Source organism: Vibrio sinaloensis, assembly GCF_000808535.1.
Classification (GTDB): Bacteria; Pseudomonadota; Gammaproteobacteria; order Enterobacterales; family Vibrionaceae; genus Vibrio; species Vibrio sinaloensis_D.
In genome coordinates this window covers 112,336-132,068 of record NZ_JWLV01000049.1, presented here as the reverse complement: position 1 = coordinate 132,068, position 19,733 = coordinate 112,336, and the positions used below count along the sequence as shown (strand labels likewise).

Genomic DNA, 19,733 nt, shown 5'->3' with positions numbered 1-19,733 from the left:
GGTTTATATTTTTAAAGAGCGTTGCTTTGAGCTTTCTCTCAAAGCGGAGGTGCATTCTAGCGAGATAACTTGAAGAGTCAAACTCTTTTTCAAATTTATTTTCTCGAGAAGCTTTTACCTCTCTAACACTTCTAAAGCCTTGTGGCGTCTGCCGTGTCAGTGGAAGCGCATTATAGGCAGTTCCTTTTCGATGGCAAGAGAAAATATGCGTTTTTTCATAAAAAAATGCCCAACTGAACAGCTATTGTTCAGGGGCATTTTTACACGCAAGCTACCCTCAACTTAAACAGAGCTTATACACATTTTCTTGTGGATAACTAATCGTCACTATCGAAAAAGTAAGAAATACGAGAACGTGGGTTTAGATACTCGCGAACTTTGTCCGGCAGTTTGGTTGGCAGAATAGCATTAACTATCTTTATTTCTTTTTCTGCCAAGTCGATGATTGGGGCTTGAGTTCGAGGAACGGATGGATCGTAGATCAATACATTCGGGAACAGTATGTTTCGCGCATTTACCGAGATAACCAATCCGACCATATCATTCGAAAGCTGAACCACCGTACCCGGAGGATAGATGCCCATAAACTTAATCAATAAGCTTAAGTTGTCATTGTTATAAAGATGCTTGCAGTTCTTATATAGATGAGAAAGGGCAACATAAGGAATTTTTTGCTCTGAGGGCACGTTATGGTGACAAAGGTTGTCGTACGCATTCGCAACTGAGATGACTTGCGTAATTTCATCTATCTCATCTTCTTTAAGACCTGCCGGATAACCCGAGCCATCATTTAGCTCATGGTGTTGCTCAATCACGATCTTTGCAGATTCAGGGAACGCCTCTATATTATTGGCCAACTCCAAGCCATATTTTGTATGAAGTTTAAGGTAGTTTTTCTCTGGTTCAGATAAGGGGGTTTGTTTGCGTACTATTGCACTCGGCACCTTCACCTTGCCCATGTCATGAAAAAGCGCGGCAAATGCCACTTGCTTGAGTTGGTCCGAATCCCACTTCTTCGCTTTCGCAATCATCATTGATACAACAGAAACGTTGAGCGAATGGAAATAGATATCTTCAAACTCACTTTTACCATTCATGAGGTGTAAGGTGACATTGTCGTCACTCAAGAGCTTATCAACAATATCATTCACCAAGCTTGTGGCTTCATCAACTGCTTGGTCAGGACGATTGCGAATTTTGTTCATCACAGCACGCATCCGGGATAACGAGCGCTCGAACTCTTTTTCACAATTGATGACGCGGCGCCTGTAAGCACTTAATCGCTCAATTCGGTCTTGCTTCTCTTTCCAGAGCTTTTCTGCCTCTTTATCTATGGCAGCACTCATATCCTCATCATGTTGGGATGAATCCTGAGTCTTAGGAGGAAGAGGTTGCGTATCACTCTGGTTGGGATTCATGAAGACATGTTTAATCCCCAGATGTCGTATCAACCGAATCTGCTCTTCATCTTTTACCTTGAAGCTATTAAACAGGAATGGGTGTTCGTTCCATTTAACAGGCAACCGAATGTGCAATCCAGGCTGGATTCTGTCGACGGTTATCTTAATACTTGCCACTTTTTATAGATTTCTTTACGTTACTGACTCGTTTATAAGTTTAGATGATTCCATTTCTGAAATCATCATGTTGAGTCACTAATGAGAAGGTGGTAGGTAACTCAGACGGTTCACACCAAGTTACAATGCAGCATCCAGCGCACACCAAACTGATCTTCAACCTTGCCAAAGCGAGCGCCCCAAAAGGTGTCTGCCAACGGCATCATGATATGACCACCGTGAGAGAGCTTATCAAATAATCGAGCCTGCTCATCTAAATCATCCAAAACTAACGATAACGCAACATTATTCCCCGACAGCTCTTTGGCCACCATACCGTCAGACAGCATCAGTTTCATACCAAATGCTTCGAACTCGGCATGCATTATCCAATCTGGGTCTGCACCTTCGATCACTTGCGGCGCCTCTTTAAAATATTGCTTGCTCACCACAACACCTCCAAAACACTTGTGGTAGAACTCAAGCGCTTCTTCGCAGCGGCCAGCAAAAAACAGGTATGGGGTTAAGTTATACATTGCGTTCCTCCTTGGTATCTTTAAAAGATAGACAACTTTTTGAAACAACGAGGAAATTTTAATCGCTTACTCAATTCTCTGGTGTGAATTGCGCAAAATTAATTTAGGCTCGAAGGTTTCTGGCAGCTTTGCTTCATGCTTATGAATAAGATTGTTGAGCTGTAAGGCAGCGGCTCGAGCCATGTCGCTGATGGGAAAATGGACCGAGGTCACCGTCGGGTAGAGGTCCTCGCAGCGATCGATACTGTCAAAGCTGACAATTGATATTTGCTCTGGCACTTTGATCCCCACTTCATGGAGGTACTGCAACGCCCCAACTGTCATTTCTTCACTGCAAGAATAAATCGCGGTTACTTGTGGCGCTGCTTGGAGAATTGTCTTTGCCGCTTGATACCCACTTTGGCGGCCGTAGTCTCCTTCCGCGCACCAACTCTCTGGTACTGCCACTCCCGCTTTCATCATGGCGTCCAAATAACCTTGTTTACGAAGGACACTATTTTCTCGATGGGCAGGCCCTGCTATGCATGCCACCTTGGTATGACCGATATCAATCAGATGCTGAACCGCAATGAAACTGGCTTTGTGGTGATCAAAGGTGATACAACGCGACTCTAGCCCGGGGACGTAGCGATCTAACAATACGAAGGGGGTCGGCGCTTCTGATAAAGTGATCAACTCTTGATCGGACAAGTACCGGCTGTGCAGCACATAACCCTCACAGCGAAGATCATTAAAACGTTGTATCGCTTCCTTTTCCCCACTGGCGGAGTGATGCCCTTGTGCAGTGATCAGAAACTTTTTGTGTTGATCGAGCTCGCTTTGAACCTGATCCATCATCGCCCCGAAGAAACCACCGGTATAATAAGTCACGAGCAAGCCAACCATGTTGGTGGAAGAGGTTGCCAGCGAACGCGCGATAGCACTCGGACGGTAGTTCAGCGCTTTCATTGCTTCTTCGACTTTCCGCTTTGTCTCCGCTTTAAACTTGCCCTCACCATTAATAATTCGCGAAACCGTTGAACGATTTACACCCGCCAACTCAGCGACATCTTTTATTCTAGCCATAACATCCTGTACTTCATCACTTTATAAAGAGGCTGCCAGAACATAAGGACATGACTTTAGGGGGTATTCTGGCAGCCGTAAAACATCCTACACTCGGTTAGGTATGCTGGATAGATAAAGCCGAGTAATCCGTGACTTCGATTGAATGCCTTTCAAGCAAGGTGACAAGTTTGTCATCGGTCAACACATTAAGCTCTTTCTTTCGTTGTTCTGAGTAGCCACTGCTATGGGCAAGCGCTTGGTCAACAATGGCAGGGTGGCACATGACTTCCACCAACTCGTAACGTTTTTCTAGCTCTAATAGATGATTCACTAAGCCCATTAAGTCGACGCCTTGGTCATAGAATTGATCGGTAAAGAAGTAATTTAAATTAGGGGCGCTTTGCCCTCTGAGTGGGACACAGTATTTCGCCGCAACTTCCATTACAACTGGAAAAAATTCTGGGTGGGTATGGGCGTGATGATGACTGTCGATATGACTGAGCGTCAATCCTGTCGCGAGAAAAGCTTCAACTTGTGCGATACATTCGTCATAGATGGCTTGAGCACTAAACCCGCGATGTGACCAGAACTCTGCGTATTTATAAAACGTTCCGTTTTTATCACTCAAGTTAGTTGAACGTGTTAAAGGCGCTCCCAGCGTAAAACGCAAATGGATGCCTACTTTTAAGGTCGGGATTTTTTTAGCCAAAGCGACAGCGTGCTCCTCCTCCGGTAACCCGACGAGCAGTGTTGTAGAACGAACGACGCCCTCTAAATGGGAGCGTACAATTCCCTCGTTGACCCCTTTCGTTAAGCCGAAATCATCGGCATTGAAGATCACTTTCATCGCTTTGGCCACTCCTTATAAGTGAGTTAAGGTAAATTGAGGTAGATAATGGCGATTTTGCTGTAATATCTCATCAAAGATCGATTTAGCGCGACCAATATCTGGGACCAACGGATTGTTCGCAAGCGCCATTAAACCCTGCTCATAACTGCCATGTACCGCTGCTTCAATAGTCAGTTGCTCGTAAGCTTTCACTTGATGAAGTAAGCCTTTCACATTTGGCGACAACTCCCCAACCGCGAGAGGCTTTGCTCCCCATGACCCAACCACAGCCGTACACTCAATCACGGCATCATCAGGCAAGCCATTTATTGCGCCATTATTGGGTACGTTCACAACGTGCAATGAATTTCGATTGTTGTAGATCGCATCGACTAAGTTGAGCGACGCATCCGAGTAATAAGCGCCGCCTCGCTCTTCCAACTGCGAAGGTTTATGGTCGAGACTTGGCTGCTGATATAGCTCAAACAGTTCCGCTTCGGTCTGCATCACCTGCTCCGCTCGAGTTCCTTTCTCCACAGCGCTTAGCTTCTCTTCCGCTAGCATCGCATCCGTTTGATAGAAGTATCGATGGTAAGGGCATGGGATCGCATTCAACGCTCTCAAAAAAGTTGGGTCCCACGGCTCTTCCCAAATGTTTTTCATGCTGAAGTTGGCTCCATCCCCGACTTTCTCAAGTACGGTGTGAGTAATATCTTCACCATTGAGCCACGCTTTATGCACCCAAACAAGGTGGTTCAAGCCCGCGAACTCAAGCTGCACTTCATTGGGTTGGCAGTCCATCATATCGGCAATCATCATTTGCATAGAGACTGGCACATTACATAAACCAATGTTTTTTACCTTGGTGTATTTGTTGACAGCCTCACTCACTAATCCTGCCGGATTGGTAAAATTGAGCATCCACGCATTTGGTGAGAGCTCCTCAATATCACGGCAAATATCCAGTATCACAGGAATGGTTCGTAGCGCCTTTGCAAAACCGCCAGGCCCCGTTGTTTCCTGACCAATCACGTCATATTTTAGGGGGATTTTTTCATCGTTTGCTCTGGCAGCGAGACCGCCAACGCGAAACTGAGTCATAACGAAATCTGCCCCTTTGATGGCCGCCCGGCGATCACAGTCTGCGGTTACTTCAATATCCGCACCGACTTTTGCAATCATACGTTTCGCTAATCCGCAAATAATGTCTAGCTTTTCTCTGCCTTCTTCAATATCAACGAAATGGATCTGTTTTACCGGAAGCGACGTCAACCTTTTGAGTACACCTTCCACAAGCTCAGGCGTATAACTGCTACCCCCACCAATAATGGCAAGCTTTAAGCTATCTCTAGACATTCGTGTTTACCCCGCAATCTGCTTATGTAGTGCGACCATTTCTGTTGCCATTTCTTGCGCCAAAATGGTGGTCATCAAATGATCTTGTGCGTGGACCATTACTAAAGTCATCGCAACTTTCCCCTCCCCCTGATCTTCTTCAATAAGCTGCGTCTGAATCAGGTGCGCTTTGTTTAAACACTCCTTAGCAAGAGCGAGTTTTTCTTCCGCGGCGAGAAACTCTTTTTCGCGAGATAACCTAAGGGCTTCATAACACAAGCTACGTGCTTCACCTGCATTACAAATTATTTCCATAACAACAATTTCTTGTTCCATAACGACTTCCTTTATTCAGAGCTGCCTAACGCGGCAGCTCAATGATTTACTTAGGCGATGGCACCTTTACCTGACACGGCTTGCTCTGATTCAGACTCACTTGAAGGCTGCTCTTGAGCGATCACTTGCTTTTCAAACATCTTGAAGAAAGGCAGGTAAATAAACAGATCCAGAATCAACAATCCGATCACCAACAATACGGGCGACAGTGTCCAACCACTGCCCCATGACGCGCCAATAATGGCCGGCGTCGTCCATGGTGTTGTGGCAACGCCCATACCAACCAAGCCAACCTGAACCGCAAAATAGGCAATGGTGGCATTGATAACTGGCGCGAAGACGAAAGGAATAAACAAGATTGGGTTCATTACAATTGGACTGCCAAAAATGACAGGCTCATTGATTTGGAAGAAGCCAGGCACCGCACTCATGCGTCCAATACTCTTTAGATGCGCAGAGCGACTGAACGACATCAGTAAAACAAGTGCGAGCGTTGCGCCTGAACCACCAATAAAGATGTAGAAGTCCCAGAAGGGTTGCGTAAAGACATTGGGTATGGGCTGACCCGCAACAAATGCATCAATATTGGCACTGATATTGGTAAGGAAAATCGGTGAAAGAAGTCCAACAACAATCGCGGCTCCATGTATTCCAGCAAACCAAAGTAACTGACATAAGAGCAACGCACCAATAATCGCTGGCAGGGTATTTGAGGCACTGATTAACGGCTTGAACATCGCCATTACTGCATCTGGAATAAGCATTCCGTACTGAGCTTGAACAAATAAGCTCAAAGGATACAAGGTGATGAAAATTGCCAATACGGGCAGTAGCACTTCAAAAGAGCGTGCAATCGCTGGTGGTACTTGCTCTGGCATACGAATGGTAATGTTGTGCTTTTTCATAAATCGATACAGCTCGACCGAAAAGAACGCACACATAACCGCGGTAAAGATGCCAGTTCCCCCCATGTGAGACATCGCCAACGCCCCATCCTTTGCGGGAGCCGCGACCAACAAGAAGCTCATCAAAGATAAAACAGCGCTCGTGATGCCATCCATCTTATAGGCTTTCGCCAAACTATAGGCGACCCCCAAGGAGACAAAAATCGTCATAATGCCCATCGACATATTGAATGGCATCATAATGGTGTCAAAGTGGGTGGTAGCGAAATCTAACCAAGCGCGACCAAACGCATTTGTGGTATCTTCGCCAAACGGGGGGAAAGCAAAGATCAAAATAAAACTACCGACGATAATAAATGGCATTGCGACAATAAATCCGTCACGCATTGCTCGTACATGAGGTTGATTGCCAACTTTTGCGGCAAGCGGTGCTATATGTTTTTCGACGATTCCTATAATCGCATCATAAAGCTTCATAGATTCCATCCTTATTTTTGGATAAAAGAATCCCTACGCATATAAATATGCGCATATTCTTTTACTGATAAATTGAGTTTATTTAATTAGATGAGTTCGAGCGCTTGTTGAAGCACTTCATCACCTTTCATCATTCCATAGGCTTGTGGCGAAATTGCCGCAATGTTCTTACCATGCTCTTCTGCCGTCTTGCGTAGTTCTTCCAACTGAAAGCGAACTTGAGGACCAAGCAAGCAAACATCATACTCTTTGATTGCCTCGTCAAATGCGTTGACTGACATTGCATCAATCTTACACTCTATTCCTTTTAATTCAGCAACTTGCTCCATTTTCTTAACAAGCATGCTGGTCGACATACCAGCGCTACAGCACAAAAGAATCTTTTTCATAATCTTGCTCCATGTGTTCAATCTTTAACCTACGAACACTGTAGCAAAAACGTACAACACAAAAAAGCGCAACCGGTTGCGTTGCGCGTGAACAAACTCTCATTTTATAAAGAAACATCGCTGTTTTAACTGGTGATATTTTTATTAATTATTTTAGCTTTAAATCTAAACTAGAATAAAAATAGACGCGTATATCTAGAAAAAATAGTGTTTATATATTGTCACTTTGTTTATTTTCACTGAGGCTTATCTAAAAATATTAAAGAATACAAAAGCTAAGGTAAGAATATAGAATCTATAAAAACAAAGCCCAGTGAAAACACTGGGCTTTGTTCGTTTCAGAATTACTTGGTATGGAAAATTTGTTCCGTTTCCAAGGAAGTCATTGCGCGGATTTGACGCCAAACATAGTAGAAGATACCAAACATCATCAACATACTTGGTATGGCGATAATTGGGTAGCTATATAATGTTAGCTTTCCGAGCTCTTCATTAAACTCAGCGGTTCCTGCTGGGCTTGTCACAATCCAGGTCGCGAGGAAATAATTCATCACCGATGAAAAGGCAAAGGTACTGGCAAATAGGTAGTTAGACGTCATGAGACAGCGTTCAAACGCTTGAGACTTACCGCTTTCTTCTAGTCGTTCCTTGATGAGAGGCAGATTCAAAATAGTGTCATTGAGGATCATCTTCTGCATAAATGGGTAACGTGTAAACGTTGAGCCCAGAACCGCTAAACCAATCAAGCCAGGGATCAACGCTTCTTTCAGCGCTAACCAACGAGTATCTAGTTCAAGTAGCCCGATTCCTCCAGTGAGCAACACACTGACAAAGCCCAGTGCCGCAATAAAGTTAAACTTCTTGTTGCGAATCAGCTCCATGCCACCATAAGCCACAGGGAAAGCAAGCGCGACGACTAACGCCATAACCGTTCCTAAATGCTCTTCGCCACTAAACTTCATTAAAATGAATGACGGGACAAAAACGTTAAAGAGGATCTCGAACAAGGGGTTCGATTTTTTGTTCTCTGTGTTACTCATAATTTCTAAAGGCTGCGTTTAAAATAAATCTCTGGGAAGGGATTGTTCCTCGCATAGCGAGAGAAGTAAAGCGTTAACGCGCCAAGCTGTGTAACGACATATGAAATGGCGGAGAATAGTACTAGATGAGGCGCCCACTCCAGCAACCACGCAGAGGCTGCGTTTCTAAATTAGTGCCATGGTACTGGTGCGAACTGATTGGACAGGCATTCCTGCCGCCACCGCGAAGGCAACGCCTGCCAAACATGAATCTATTTTCAAACACTTAAAACGACGAAAGGCCGCTATAAAAGCGACCTTTCTATGTATGGTACCGGTGGGCGGACTTGAACCGCCACGCCCGAAGGCAACGGATTTTGAATCCGTCGTGTATACCAATTTCACCACACCGGCATCTAGGACATCTCGTCCTTTGATGTTTGGCATTATACGTAAGCCGAGCGTTCGTGCAAGTGCAAAAGACTGAATTACTTGCCGTTTGCTGATAAATTCGCCACAAGTTGCTAAGCTGTGCGCAAGGTCTCTTTTCAGATCAAAATTGAAGCTTTATTCTTTCGCCTAATTTTTATTTTGGTAAGCAGGTTTTATGTCAGCAACTGACTCTTTGCCACCAGCGGGGTTGTTTCGTCGCTTAGGGGCTCTTTTTTACGATGGTCTGATTATAATGGCGGTTGAAATGATGGCTGCGGGTATTGTGATTGCCATTCTTCACGCGCTGATGGCGATGGGAGTATTCAGTGTCGGCGGCTATGCTGATGTGAGTGACTTCCTGACCAATCACCCAGTTTGGAGCCCAGTATATACCGCTTACCTCGCGGCGGTCTGGATATACTTCTTTGTCTTCTTTTGGACTCGAGCAGGACAAACTTTGGGAATGAGAGCTTGGAAGCTTCACCTTAGAAGCAATGACGGTTCGCCAATATCGACCACTCAGGCTTTGATCCGCATCGGTACATCGGGATTTGGTTTAGCAAACTTAACTGTCCCAATTGATCCGAAAAAGCGTGGTTTCCACGATATTTGGGCGAAGACTGAAGTTGTAGTACTGCCAAAGGCAAACTAGATAATCAGTCAAAAGACAAAAAAGGAAGGCATCTCGCCTTCCTTTTGTTTTTCAGCGCCGTTAGTCAACTTTTAACTCTTTGAGCATCGCCTCAGGTAGCGCTAGGTCATCGTTCTTGTTGACGGAGATGCCCGCATCAATAATGGCTTGGGCAATCTGCTTCGCTTCATCTAATGAGTGCATTGCAGCAGTACCGCACTGATACTCATTGAGCTCTGGGATTTTATTTTGGCTCTCTACTTTCAGTACATCTTGCATTGCTGACAACCACGCCTCAGCCACCTGCTGCTCTTGAGGAGTACCAATCAAGCTCATGTAGAAACCGGTACGACATCCCATAGGTGAAATATCGATGATTTCCACGCTATCGCTATTCAGATGGTTACGCATGAACCCTGCATATAGGTGCTCTAGCGTATGAATCCCTTTCTCTGACAGGATATCTTTGTTTGGCGCAGTAAATCGCAAATCGAACACGGTAATCGTATCGCCCTTGGGGGTGGTCATGGTTTTCGCCACTCGAACGGCAGGTGCGTTCATGCGAGTGTGATCGACGGTAAAGCTATCTAATAACGGCATTGTCCTTCTCCTCTCAAGCTAGTATTAGAAAAACCAGCTTCGGTTATTTTCCAGTTCTTGTCGGCACTGTTTAAGTTGCCAACCGTAATCCTTTGCTTGCTGTTCAACTTTTCGAGCCACTCTGATTAATGATGGCTTCGATTGATATGTTTTACGTTTATAGCCGCCACGGCCTTCGTGGTACGCCAAATATTGATTGTAGGGATCCCATTTTGAGATACCTAACTGCTTTTGAGTTTCGCTGGTATACCAGCCAATAAACATCAATGAGTCACCCAAATTGGTTCTTGAGCCACCATAATTCGTAGCTTTTTGAAAATCTTCCCATGCTGGATCTTGCGCTTGTGCATATCCATAAGCGCTACTGACACGTCCCCATGGAATAAAGCCCAATACATAGTCTTTCGGTGGGCGCGCATCATGGCGATAACTGCTCTCTTGTTTAACAAATGCCATCGCAATTTGAATCGGCGTCCCCCACTCCTCTTGCATATCGACAGCATCGTCATACCAAGCGGGCTTCTCGCGGAAAATCTCGCACAAATTAGAGTGGTTTTTAGGTGGCGCCGTTGCGCATCCACCTAACACTAACAGAGCAAAAACCGCCGCAAACCTTTTTACCACCAGCGTTCCTTACGCGTTTAAATACGCAAAGTAGTCGGTTAAAAAGTCATCGAAACTGAGCTTATCCGCAGCTTCAACGTCCGCTTGAGCTTTAACCGAGCGCTCCACTTCTTGTTCCATCTCAGCTTCGCTGTAGGTGCGGTAGCGGTGTTCTAGGTGCTGTTGGCGATATTGTTTACCAAATTCACAGCCGACTTTGCCTAATCCGCCAAAGCGTTTGGTATCTTCGAGTAACTGGCCAGAGATGGTGAGCTCCGGATTATCAATCCACTCCAGCAGCTTATAGCAAACCGCTTGATAATCATTGCCACCGTTTGCTGCGTCCATCTGCTCAGCGATTTGAGTCAACTCAACAAACACTCGTTTCGCCCAATCTTGCAGACTCAGAATTTCACCTTTACAACCGATCTGAAGCTCAAGCCCAGGTTTGCGCCCTTCAATAATCACTTTATTCCAGTTCTCGCGCCAACATGCCTGCTCACAGTAATCCATCGGTTCAGAGTCCGACAACGCAGCCCATGCTAAGAATAGATCCAAGAAGCGCACTTGTTCAGCTGTCACGCCAACAGAGCTATATGGGTTCACGTCTAGCGAACGAACTTCAATGTACTCAACCCCACCACGCGCGAGCGCTTCAGACGGTTTTTCACCGGATTTAGCCACACGTTTTGGTCGAATTGGCGCATACAGCTCATTTTCGATTTGTAAGACGTTGCTGTTTAGCTGACGATACTCACCGTCAACTTTAACGCCGATCGCTGCGAACTCTTCCGAAGGAGTGCGAATCGCGGTATTTAAACCATCGAGATACTCTTCTAGGCTGTTAAAACCAATTTTCAACGCGCTCTGAGCACTGTTGGTGTAGCCCAAATCACTCATTCGTAATGAAGTCGCATTTTGTAGGTAAAGCGTGCCACCAATTTTTTCAAACGGCAGCTTTGTTTCTCTACCTTGAATAAACGACGAACAAAGCGCAGGTGAAGCACCAAAGAAGTAAGGAATTAACCAGCCAAACCGATAGTAGTTTCGGATAAGGCCGAAATACGCCTGCGACTTAGTCTGTTGGCGTTCTTGCTCATTTTGCTCCCCGTATAACTGATCCCAGAAAGATTCAGGAAACGAGAAGTTAAAATGCACACCGGAAATAATCTGCATCAAACTACCGTAACGGTGTTTTAAGCCTTGACGGTAAAGCGTTTTCATTTTGCCTGAGTTTGAAGAGCCGTATTGCGCAAGGTTAATGTCATCTTCACTCCCCACGAAGCAAGGCATCGACAGTGGCCACATTTTCTCTTCGCCCAATTTAGTTTGAGTAAAGTGATGAATGTCTTCTAACTGGGCTGTGAGCGTGTCAATGTCTTTAGACACAGGCGTGATAAACTCAAGCAAAGACTCTGAGAAATCGGTCGTAATCCAATTGTTCGCGTATGCAGAACCTAGTGATTTAGGGTGCGGCGTCGTTGCAAGGTAACCATCTTGTTGATAACGAAGTGTCTCTCGCTCAACACCTCGGCCGAAAGATTTGAATACTTCTGGGTTTCGTGCAACTCGCTCAAGTCGCGCAGCAAATTCAGTCAAAATGAGGTTCGCTTATGTCGAGGGCCCAGTTCATACTGAGCCAATCCTATAATTAATAAAGAGTGACTGACGTCACTCTTTTTCTTTGCTCTAAGTTATGTGTACTCTAGCGGATGATTTCAAGCTCTTCTATCGGGATTTGCAAACTTTCTAGTTGTGGCCTCAAGGTATTTGCATCACCGACCACAATGATTTGATAATCTTTGGGAGTAAACCACTTCGCCGACAACTGATCAAGCGTCGATTTTTCAACCGTTTCAACAATCTCATTACGCTGCTTGAGGTAGTCTTCATCCAAGCTGTAAGCAAGGATACTACTTAACAACTGAGCTTTCTGTGAAGGCGTTTCATACTTCAGAGCATCTTGTTGACCGACCGCCAAGCGTAAAAATTTCATCTCGGCGTCGCTCATGCCTTCCAAACTGTACTCATTGAGTTCATTTTCAAACTCACGAATCGAGGCTAACGTCGAATCGGCACGGACTTGTGCAGAGAAGACAATCGCCCCCACCTCTCGGTTTGCCGCTAAATAGCCGCTTGCGCCATAGGTATAACCTTTGTCTTCGCGTAAGTTTTGGTTTAAGCGGCTATTAAAGTTACCCGCAAGATTAAAGTTAGCCAGTTGCGTCAAATACGTTTCGCCTGTGGCATCAAAGGGTAAACCTTGTCGAACAAAACGAACAATGCTTTGAGGCGCGCCGGGCTTATCTACGAGGTAAATTTTTTGCTCGCCCGGATCACTCACCAACTGAGGACGCAACAACGGCGCCGCTTTACCCTGCCAGTTTTCGATGAACGCCAATGATTTTTTAATCTGGCGTTTTGAGATGTCACCCACCACAACAATTTGAGTGCCTTGCGGTGTATAGTGCGTTCGATAAAACGCTTTCACATCATCAAGCGTCAACGCTTCAACAGACTTAGCCGTACCATCGCTTGGCCTTTGGTAAATAGAGCCTGAGAACAACACTTGACGCGTCGCTTGTGAAGCGAGCCAACTTGGTTTTTGGTGCTGATAAACTATGCTTTCGAGCATCTGACGTTTATTGCGTTCAAAATCTTGCTGATTGAAGGCTGGCTCGAAAAGAATTTCTTCCACCAAAGCCAATGTCTGAGGCAGGTTCTTTTCTAAACTCGATATCGCAATGTTGGTTGTATAGTTGGCAGCATCAATAGAAACCGAACTGCCGAGCTTATCCAATTGCGCTTGCAGTTCTTCAACACTGGATTTTAACGTTCCCTCTTGCATCATGGCTGCAGTTAGGTTGGCTAAACCTTCCTGACCTTTAGCGACATACCTCTCACCTGCAGGAAGTCGAATATTGAGTTGAACCGTCGGCGTTTCATCACTGACTGTTCCAAGCAGCTCAACACCATTGTCAAAGTAGACACTGTACAACTTCGGCATCTGAGCTTTGACACCTTCAGCCACTTGCGGCATGACTGAGCGATCAAACTCATCTACAGGGCGGCGGTACTCGAGGTCCGATTCTGTGACTTTTGCGTACTCAGGCAATGTTCGAGCTGGTGTCACAAAATTTGCCGGCGCTACCGCAAAGTCAGACTTACCTTTTGGTACGACACTTAAGGTCACTTTTTTATGACCATTCACATAGTCTTTATAGGCTTTCATGACCGATTCAGGTGACACAGCTCGGATCCGCTCAAGCTGGCTCTGAAGACGATCAGGTTGATCGAAGAAGGTTTGATTCGAAGCCAATTGCGAAACTTTACCTCGAACACTTTGCAGAGCAAACACCGCATCTGCTTCCGCCATACCTGTGATTTGATCTAGACGATTTTGGTCAACGCCTTGCGCTTCAAACTCATTTAAAGTCTGCATTAACTCTTCATAGAGAGGCTTTAACTGACCTTTCTCTCCCGATGGTGCCATTGCGTAAACATAGAAATTACACGCCAACTCAGCACAATCTTGGAACGCACCTGCATCGACCGCTTTTTGCGTTTTGACCAGCTTTTGATACAGCAGGCTATTTGCCCCACTTCCCAGTACATTAGCCAGCGCATCTAGAGAGACCTGAGTTTCTTCACCACGATAAGTAGTAGGCCACCCAACCACAACCATCGGCTGCTGAATACGATCTTGCAAAGTAATATAACGGTCTTCTGTTAAGACAGCTGGTTGCTTAGGAGCCTTGTCTACCTCAGGACCAGTAGGAATTGAGCCAAAGTATTTGTTGACCCATTCCAGCGTTTGATCAACATCGAGATCACCGCCAATGGTGAGTACCGCATTATTTGGGCCATACCAACGCAAGAAAAAGGCTTTAAGATCGTTAACATCAACACGATCTAAATCTTCCACATAGCCAATGGTTTGCCATGAGTATGGATGACCTTCCGGATACATGGCTTCGCCAATCTTTTCCCACATTAAACCATAGGGTCTATTGTCATAGTTCTGCGCACGTTCATTCTTAACGGTATCGCGCTGAATTTCGAACTTGCGTTGCGAAACAGCATCAAGCAAGAAGCCCATGCGATCCGATTCCAACCACAACATCTTCTCGAGTTGATTGGAGGGAACCGTTTCAAAATAGTTGGTTCTGTCGCGATTCGTGGTCCCGTTCAGTGTACCACCCGCTTCGGTAATAATTTTAAAGTGCTCTTGGTCACCGACATGCTCGCTGCCCTGAAACATCATATGCTCAAAGAAATGCGCAAAGCCTGACTTACCAATTTCTTCACGTGCAGAACCAACGTGATAAGTCACATCCACATGAACGAGAGGATCAGAGTCATCAGGAGATAGGATAACCGTCAACCCGTTGTCGAGTTTGTATTTGGAATAGGGAATCATCGCTTTGCCAGGCTGAGGATCGACCTCTTCAATCAAGGTGACTCCTTCCGGTAGCGATGAGAATAGAGAGACAGAAGGAAGGTTGCTAGTTGAACAACCGTAAAGAGCGACGAGAGAAAACGCACCAAGCCAGATTTTTCTCATAACTTCCCCTTAGAAAAAACCAAAATAAATGGCGGCAAGTAGACTGTACCGGAAAGCTTTACCTATTAAGACAAGCCAGAAACAAGGCCAGAAACGCATACGTAGCCAACCCGCAGCCAAACAAAGAGGGTCGCCTATGATTGGCAACCAACTGAAAAATAGAGACCAGTAACCATATTTACTCAGCCACTGTAATGCTTTATGACCATGCTTTTCGTTTTGAGTTCGATTAGGCAACCACCAACCAAGCCAATAGTTGGTCAAACCACCTAATGTATTACCCAAGGTCGCGACAAGAATGATGGAAAACGTAGAAAATTGATTCAGACTAAGCGCAGCGAGCAGCCCCGCTTCAGAGCCCCCTGGAAGCAAAGTGGCACTGAGAAAACCCGTAATAAACAAGACCCAAAGTGCCGAATCGGAAAACCATAGTGCGATAGATTGGAAGGAGGCATTAAATGCCTCTAGCATTGCATATCAAGCAAAACCTTGCCCCGCGTGTGTCCAGTTTCTATTTGCTTGTGAGCCTCAGAAACTTGGTCCATAGGATAAATCTTGAAGATCTCTGTTTTTAATAAGCCAACACTGACCATATAGAGCAACGCATCAAGTTGTTCCGGATTAGGGTCAACCAACATGCCGGTCGCTTCAAAGCCCAGTAGCTTCGCTTTCTCACATATAAGCTCTGCGCTTAAGGTCGGCACTGTGACAACTTTAGCGCCATCTTTCAAGCATTTAAGCGCATCTAAAGCCGCATCACCTCCAACCAAGTCAATCAGAGCATCCGCTTCTTCAACACGTTCTGACACAGGCGCAAATTGGTAATTAACCGCGTGAGCACCAAGCGTCGCCATATAGTCTAAGTTGGACTCGCTGCACGTCGTAAACACTTCTGCTTTCGCGGCAACCGCAACTTGTATTGCTATATGCCCAACACCACCTGCGCCCGCGAGTACAAGCACTCTGTCTCCCTCTTTAACACCCGCCTTATCCAGCGCTTGAATCGCGGTCTGACCGGCAAGAGGCAATGCTGCCGCAGCTTCTAGTGTAATGGAATCAGGCACAAGGCTCAGTTCTGTTTCAGGAACAGCTATATATTGGCTGTAACCGCCACCTTGCAAAGGGAAACCCACAAAACCGGCAACTTTATCTCCTTGGCTAAATCGTTCCGTTTGCTCACCACATTGGACAATTTCACCCGCTATGTCGTAACCCGGAACCCAAGGTAAATTATCTTTGTTTTCGGACGCAGCCCAACCAAGACCAGCGCGTGTTTTCACATCGATAGGGTTAACACCAGCAAAAGCGACTCTGACAAGTACTTCACCCGCTTTAGGCTGAGGAACCGCAGATGACTGGATGACCAATACTTCTGGCCCACCGAATTGAGATATTGCGATTTGTTTGTTTTCCATTTCATGATTTCCCTGTCGATAGCAAAAAGGGATGCTAAAGCATCCCTTTGAATATATACCATTTATTGCTATCAAGTTAACCGATCGATTTCAAATTAACCAACAACTAACTAAGCATTAGCCGACAAGCGCCAACAAGATACCCGCAGCAACGGCAGAACCCAGAACCCCAGCCACGTTGGGACCCATCGCATGCATCAGCAAGAAGTTTTGTGGATTGGCTTCAAGGCCAACCTTATTCACCACACGTGCCGCCATTGGTACCGCCGATACACCCGCAGCGCCAATAAGTGGGTTTATATCCTCTTTAGAGAACTTGTTAAGCAGCTTAGCCATCAAAACACCGCCAGCGGTACCGATACTAAAGGCAACCGCACCCAGAGCAAGAATACCGAGCGTCTCAACATTCAAGAATTCTTCCGCTTGTAGCTTCGAGCCCACCCCAAGACCTAAGAAGATAGTAACGATGTTAATCAACTCATTCTGAGCGGTTTTCGATAGGCGATCCACGACACCCGCTTCGCGCATCAAGTTACCCAAACAGAACATGCCCACCAGTGGTGTTGCGGAAGGTAAGAACAAAATCGTCATCAACAACACCGCGAGTGGGAATAAGATCTTCTCTACTTTCCCCACATGACGAAGTTGAGCCATCTGGATCTTACGCTCTTCTGGTGATGTGAGCGCCTTCATAATAGGTGGCTGAATGATCGGAACCAACGCCATATAGCTGTATGCTGCAACCGCGATGGCACCCAATAGATCAGGAGACAATTGGCTTGCCAAGAAGATCGCCGTTGGTCCATCTGCACCACCAATGATCGCAATTGACGCTGCATCTGGCATACTAAATTCCATGCCAGGTACATAGTTGAGTAGAATCGCCCCAAATAGAGTGGCAAAGATGCCAAACTGAGCCGCCGCGCCCAACCATAGCGTTTTCGGGTTTGCAATCAAGGCACCAAAGTCCGTCATTGCTCCTACACCCATGAAGATCAACAGCGGGAATATACCTGATTCAATACCAACGTAGTAAACATAGTAAAGTAGCCCACCTTCTTCGGTGAATCCTGCGTTGGGAATGTTCGCTAAAATCGCGCCAAAGCCAATCGGCAGCAGAAGTAAGGGCTCGAAGCCCTTACGTATCGCCAAGAATAGCAAAGCACAGCCAACCAAGATCATACAGATCTGGCCAAACTCAAAGTTAGCGATCCCTGTTTCTGACCAAAGGGTCATTAATCCTTCCATGGTACTCCCTTACGCTAGGCTGATCAGCGGCGCGCCTACAGTGACGGAATCGCCTTCTTTAACGTGAAGATCTTGCACAATACCACCGCGGGCAGCGCGTACTTCTGTTTCCATCTTCATCGCTTCAAGGATCAACAGCACATCGCCTTCAGCGACTTGAGATCCACTTTGGACGTTTACTTTGAATATGTTACCCGCTAGTGGAGCTGGAACGACTTCAGAGTTTCCGGCTTGTGCAGAAGGCGCTGGCGCAGCTTGTGGTGCCGACGCTTGAGCCGGAGCGACTGACGTCAACTGCCCCTGAGGACCAACTTCCACATCGTATACTTGACCGTCCACCTTAACGCTGTAAGTCTCAATTCCGCCCTGTGCAGGTTGAGCAACCGGAGCAGATGCAGGTGTTTCCTCTAGCCATGGTGCTGGCTCAAAGGCTTCAGGATTACGACGATTTTTGAGGAACTTAAGCCCTACTTGAGGAAACAACGCGTACGTGAGTACATCATCAACCGTATCTTCAGCCAGAGAAATACCTTCTTCTTTCGCTTTGCTTAGGAGTTCATCCGTTAGGGTATTAAGCTCTGCATCCAGCAAATCAGCAGGACGGCATGTAATCGCTTCACCACCATCAAGAACTTTTGCTTGAAGTGCCGCGTTTACCTCAGCCGGCGCTGCGCCATATTCGCCTTTAAGAACACCTGCGGTTTCTTTAGTAATACTCTTATAGCGCTCGCCAGTTAGAACATTGATTACTGCTTGAGTACCAACAATTTGCGAAGTTGGCGTCACTAGTGGGATGTAACCTAAATCTTGGCGTACGCGAGGGATCTCTTCCAATACTTCATCAAGCTTATCCGCCGCACCTTGCTCTTTAAGCTGACCTTCCATGTTCGTCAGCATACCACCCGGAACTTGGGCGATTAAGATACGTGAGTCGACACCTTTTAACTGACCTTCAAACTTAGCGTACTTCTTACGAACTTCGCGGAAGTAAGCGGCAATAGGCTCAATTTGGTCAAGCTTAAGATTGGTATCTCGCTCAGTGCCTTGTAGCATTGCAACTACGGTTTCTGTTGGCGTGTGACCATAGGTGCAGCTCATCGATGAGATTGCTGTATCCAGAATATCCACACCTGCTTCTACAGCTTTGACAGCCGTCGCAGTAGATAAGCCTGTTGTTGCATGACAATGAAGCGCTAAAGGGATGTCAGTAGAAGATTTGATTCGAGTAATTAACTCTTCCGCTTCATAAGGTTTAAGCAAACCAGACATATCTTTGATACACAAAGAGTGGCAGCCCAGGTCTTCAAGACGTTTGGCAAGATCAACCCAAGTATCAGTATTGTGCACTGGGCTTGTGGTGTAAGAGAGCGTACCTTGAGCGTGCGCACCGACATCAACGGCGGCTTTGACTGCCTTTTCAAAGTTACGGACATCGTTCATCGCATCAAAGATACGGAATACATCCATACCATTGGCGTGAGCGCGTTCAACAAACTTCTCTACCACATCGTCAGCGTAGTGACGGTAACCCAATAGGTTTTGACCACGCAATAGCATTTGCATTGGGGTATTCGGCATTGCTTTTTTAAGCTCACGTAGGCGCTCCCATGGATCCTCTCCCAAGAAACGAATACACGCATCAAACGTTGCTCCGCCCCAAGTCTCAAGAGACCAATAGCCTACTTTATCCAGCTCTGCTGCAATCGGTAACATATCTTCAAGACGCATACGTGTCGCAAACAGCGATTGATGGGCGTCACGAAGAACCACGTCGGTTAAAGCTAGTGGTTTTGACATGCTCATTAACTCCT

Annotated in this window: 18 protein-coding genes and 1 tRNA gene; 1 reads left to right on the top strand and 18 read right to left on the bottom strand. The window is 46.0% G+C overall.

What is annotated here, in order from left to right; genetic code table 11:
• Positions 1-317 precede the first annotated feature (317 nt).
• The 10 genes from RJ47_RS20495 to RJ47_RS20450 form a co-directional block, all read right to left on the bottom strand.
• Complete coding sequence (locus RJ47_RS20495; RefSeq protein WP_038214334.1) at positions 318-1,577, bottom strand: HD-GYP domain-containing protein; 1,260 nt, start codon at positions 1,575-1,577, stop codon at positions 318-320.
• Positions 1,578-1,687: 110 nt separating this feature from the next.
• Positions 1,688-2,092, bottom strand: coding sequence for a VOC family protein (locus RJ47_RS20490; RefSeq protein ID WP_005475521.1), 405 nt, complete (start codon positions 2,090-2,092; stop codon positions 1,688-1,690).
• A 66-nt stretch (positions 2,093-2,158) separates the two neighbouring features.
• Positions 2,159-3,157, bottom strand: coding sequence for a LacI family DNA-binding transcriptional regulator (locus RJ47_RS20485; RefSeq protein WP_039486569.1), 999 nt, complete (start codon positions 3,155-3,157; stop codon positions 2,159-2,161).
• 97 nt (positions 3,158-3,254) lie between these two features.
• Positions 3,255-3,986, bottom strand: coding sequence for a chitin disaccharide deacetylase (chbG, locus tag RJ47_RS20480; RefSeq protein WP_039486567.1), 732 nt, complete (start codon positions 3,984-3,986; stop codon positions 3,255-3,257).
• A gap of 15 nt (positions 3,987-4,001) precedes the next feature.
• The gene (locus tag RJ47_RS20475; RefSeq protein WP_039486564.1) at positions 4,002-5,324 is read right to left on the bottom strand and encodes a 6-phospho-beta-glucosidase; all 1,323 of its coding nucleotides are present in this window, start codon (positions 5,322-5,324) and stop codon (positions 4,002-4,004) included.
• Between the two features lie 6 nt (positions 5,325-5,330).
• Positions 5,331-5,639: a PTS lactose/cellobiose transporter subunit IIA gene (locus RJ47_RS20470; RefSeq protein WP_005475534.1), complete on the bottom strand. Its 309-nt coding sequence runs from the start codon at positions 5,637-5,639 to the stop codon at positions 5,331-5,333.
• A gap of 50 nt (positions 5,640-5,689) precedes the next feature.
• Entirely contained in the window at positions 5,690-7,021 is a 1,332-nt protein-coding gene (locus tag RJ47_RS20465) for a PTS sugar transporter subunit IIC (RefSeq protein WP_039486561.1), read from the bottom strand.
• A gap of 86 nt (positions 7,022-7,107) precedes the next feature.
• Positions 7,108-7,410, bottom strand: coding sequence for a PTS sugar transporter subunit IIB (locus RJ47_RS20460; protein ID WP_039486558.1), 303 nt, complete (start codon positions 7,408-7,410; stop codon positions 7,108-7,110).
• Positions 7,411-7,754: 344 nt separating this feature from the next.
• Positions 7,755-8,450, bottom strand: coding sequence for a VC0807 family protein (locus tag RJ47_RS20455; protein ID WP_038140320.1), 696 nt, complete (start codon positions 8,448-8,450; stop codon positions 7,755-7,757).
• 308 nt (positions 8,451-8,758) lie between these two features.
• Positions 8,759-8,843, bottom strand: a tRNA-Leu gene (locus tag RJ47_RS20450).
• 193 nt (positions 8,844-9,036) lie between these two features.
• Between RJ47_RS20450 and RJ47_RS20445 the strand changes: the two genes are divergently transcribed.
• A complete protein-coding gene (locus RJ47_RS20445; RefSeq protein ID WP_005475517.1) occupies positions 9,037-9,513 on the top strand; it encodes an RDD family protein in 477 nt (158 codons plus the stop codon).
• 60 nt (positions 9,514-9,573) lie between these two features.
• On the opposite strand, the gene luxS is transcribed toward RJ47_RS20445, so the two are convergent.
• From luxS to oadA, 8 genes are all read right to left on the bottom strand, one after another.
• A complete protein-coding gene (luxS, locus tag RJ47_RS20440; RefSeq protein WP_005475528.1) occupies positions 9,574-10,092 on the bottom strand; it encodes an S-ribosylhomocysteine lyase in 519 nt (172 codons plus the stop codon).
• Between the two features lie 24 nt (positions 10,093-10,116).
• The gene (locus RJ47_RS20435; RefSeq protein WP_231565981.1) at positions 10,117-10,716 is read right to left on the bottom strand and encodes a hypothetical protein; all 600 of its coding nucleotides are present in this window, start codon (positions 10,714-10,716) and stop codon (positions 10,117-10,119) included.
• Between the two features lie 9 nt (positions 10,717-10,725).
• The gene (gene gshA / locus RJ47_RS20430; RefSeq protein ID WP_039486555.1) at positions 10,726-12,294 is read right to left on the bottom strand and encodes a glutamate--cysteine ligase; all 1,569 of its coding nucleotides are present in this window, start codon (positions 12,292-12,294) and stop codon (positions 10,726-10,728) included.
• A 106-nt stretch (positions 12,295-12,400) separates the two neighbouring features.
• Positions 12,401-15,259, bottom strand: coding sequence for a M16 family metallopeptidase (locus RJ47_RS20425; protein ID WP_039486552.1), 2,859 nt, complete (start codon positions 15,257-15,259; stop codon positions 12,401-12,403).
• Positions 15,260-15,268: 9 nt separating this feature from the next.
• Positions 15,269-15,730, bottom strand: a complete 462-nt coding sequence (locus tag RJ47_RS20420) for a YqaA family protein (RefSeq protein WP_038192876.1) — start codon at positions 15,728-15,730, stop codon at positions 15,269-15,271.
• Positions 15,724-16,674: an NADP-dependent oxidoreductase gene (locus RJ47_RS20415; RefSeq protein WP_005475532.1), complete on the bottom strand. Its 951-nt coding sequence runs from the start codon at positions 16,672-16,674 to the stop codon at positions 15,724-15,726. Before RJ47_RS20415 ends, RJ47_RS20420 begins: the two co-directional genes overlap by 7 nt.
• A 117-nt stretch (positions 16,675-16,791) precedes the next feature.
• On the bottom strand, positions 16,792-17,922 hold the full coding sequence (locus RJ47_RS20410) for a sodium ion-translocating decarboxylase subunit beta (protein ID WP_005475535.1): 1,131 nt from the start codon (positions 17,920-17,922) through the stop codon (positions 16,792-16,794).
• Positions 17,923-17,931: 9 nt separating this feature from the next.
• Positions 17,932-19,719, bottom strand: coding sequence for a sodium-extruding oxaloacetate decarboxylase subunit alpha (oadA, locus tag RJ47_RS20405; protein WP_039486549.1), 1,788 nt, complete (start codon positions 19,717-19,719; stop codon positions 17,932-17,934).
• Positions 19,720-19,733: the final 14 nt, after the last annotated feature.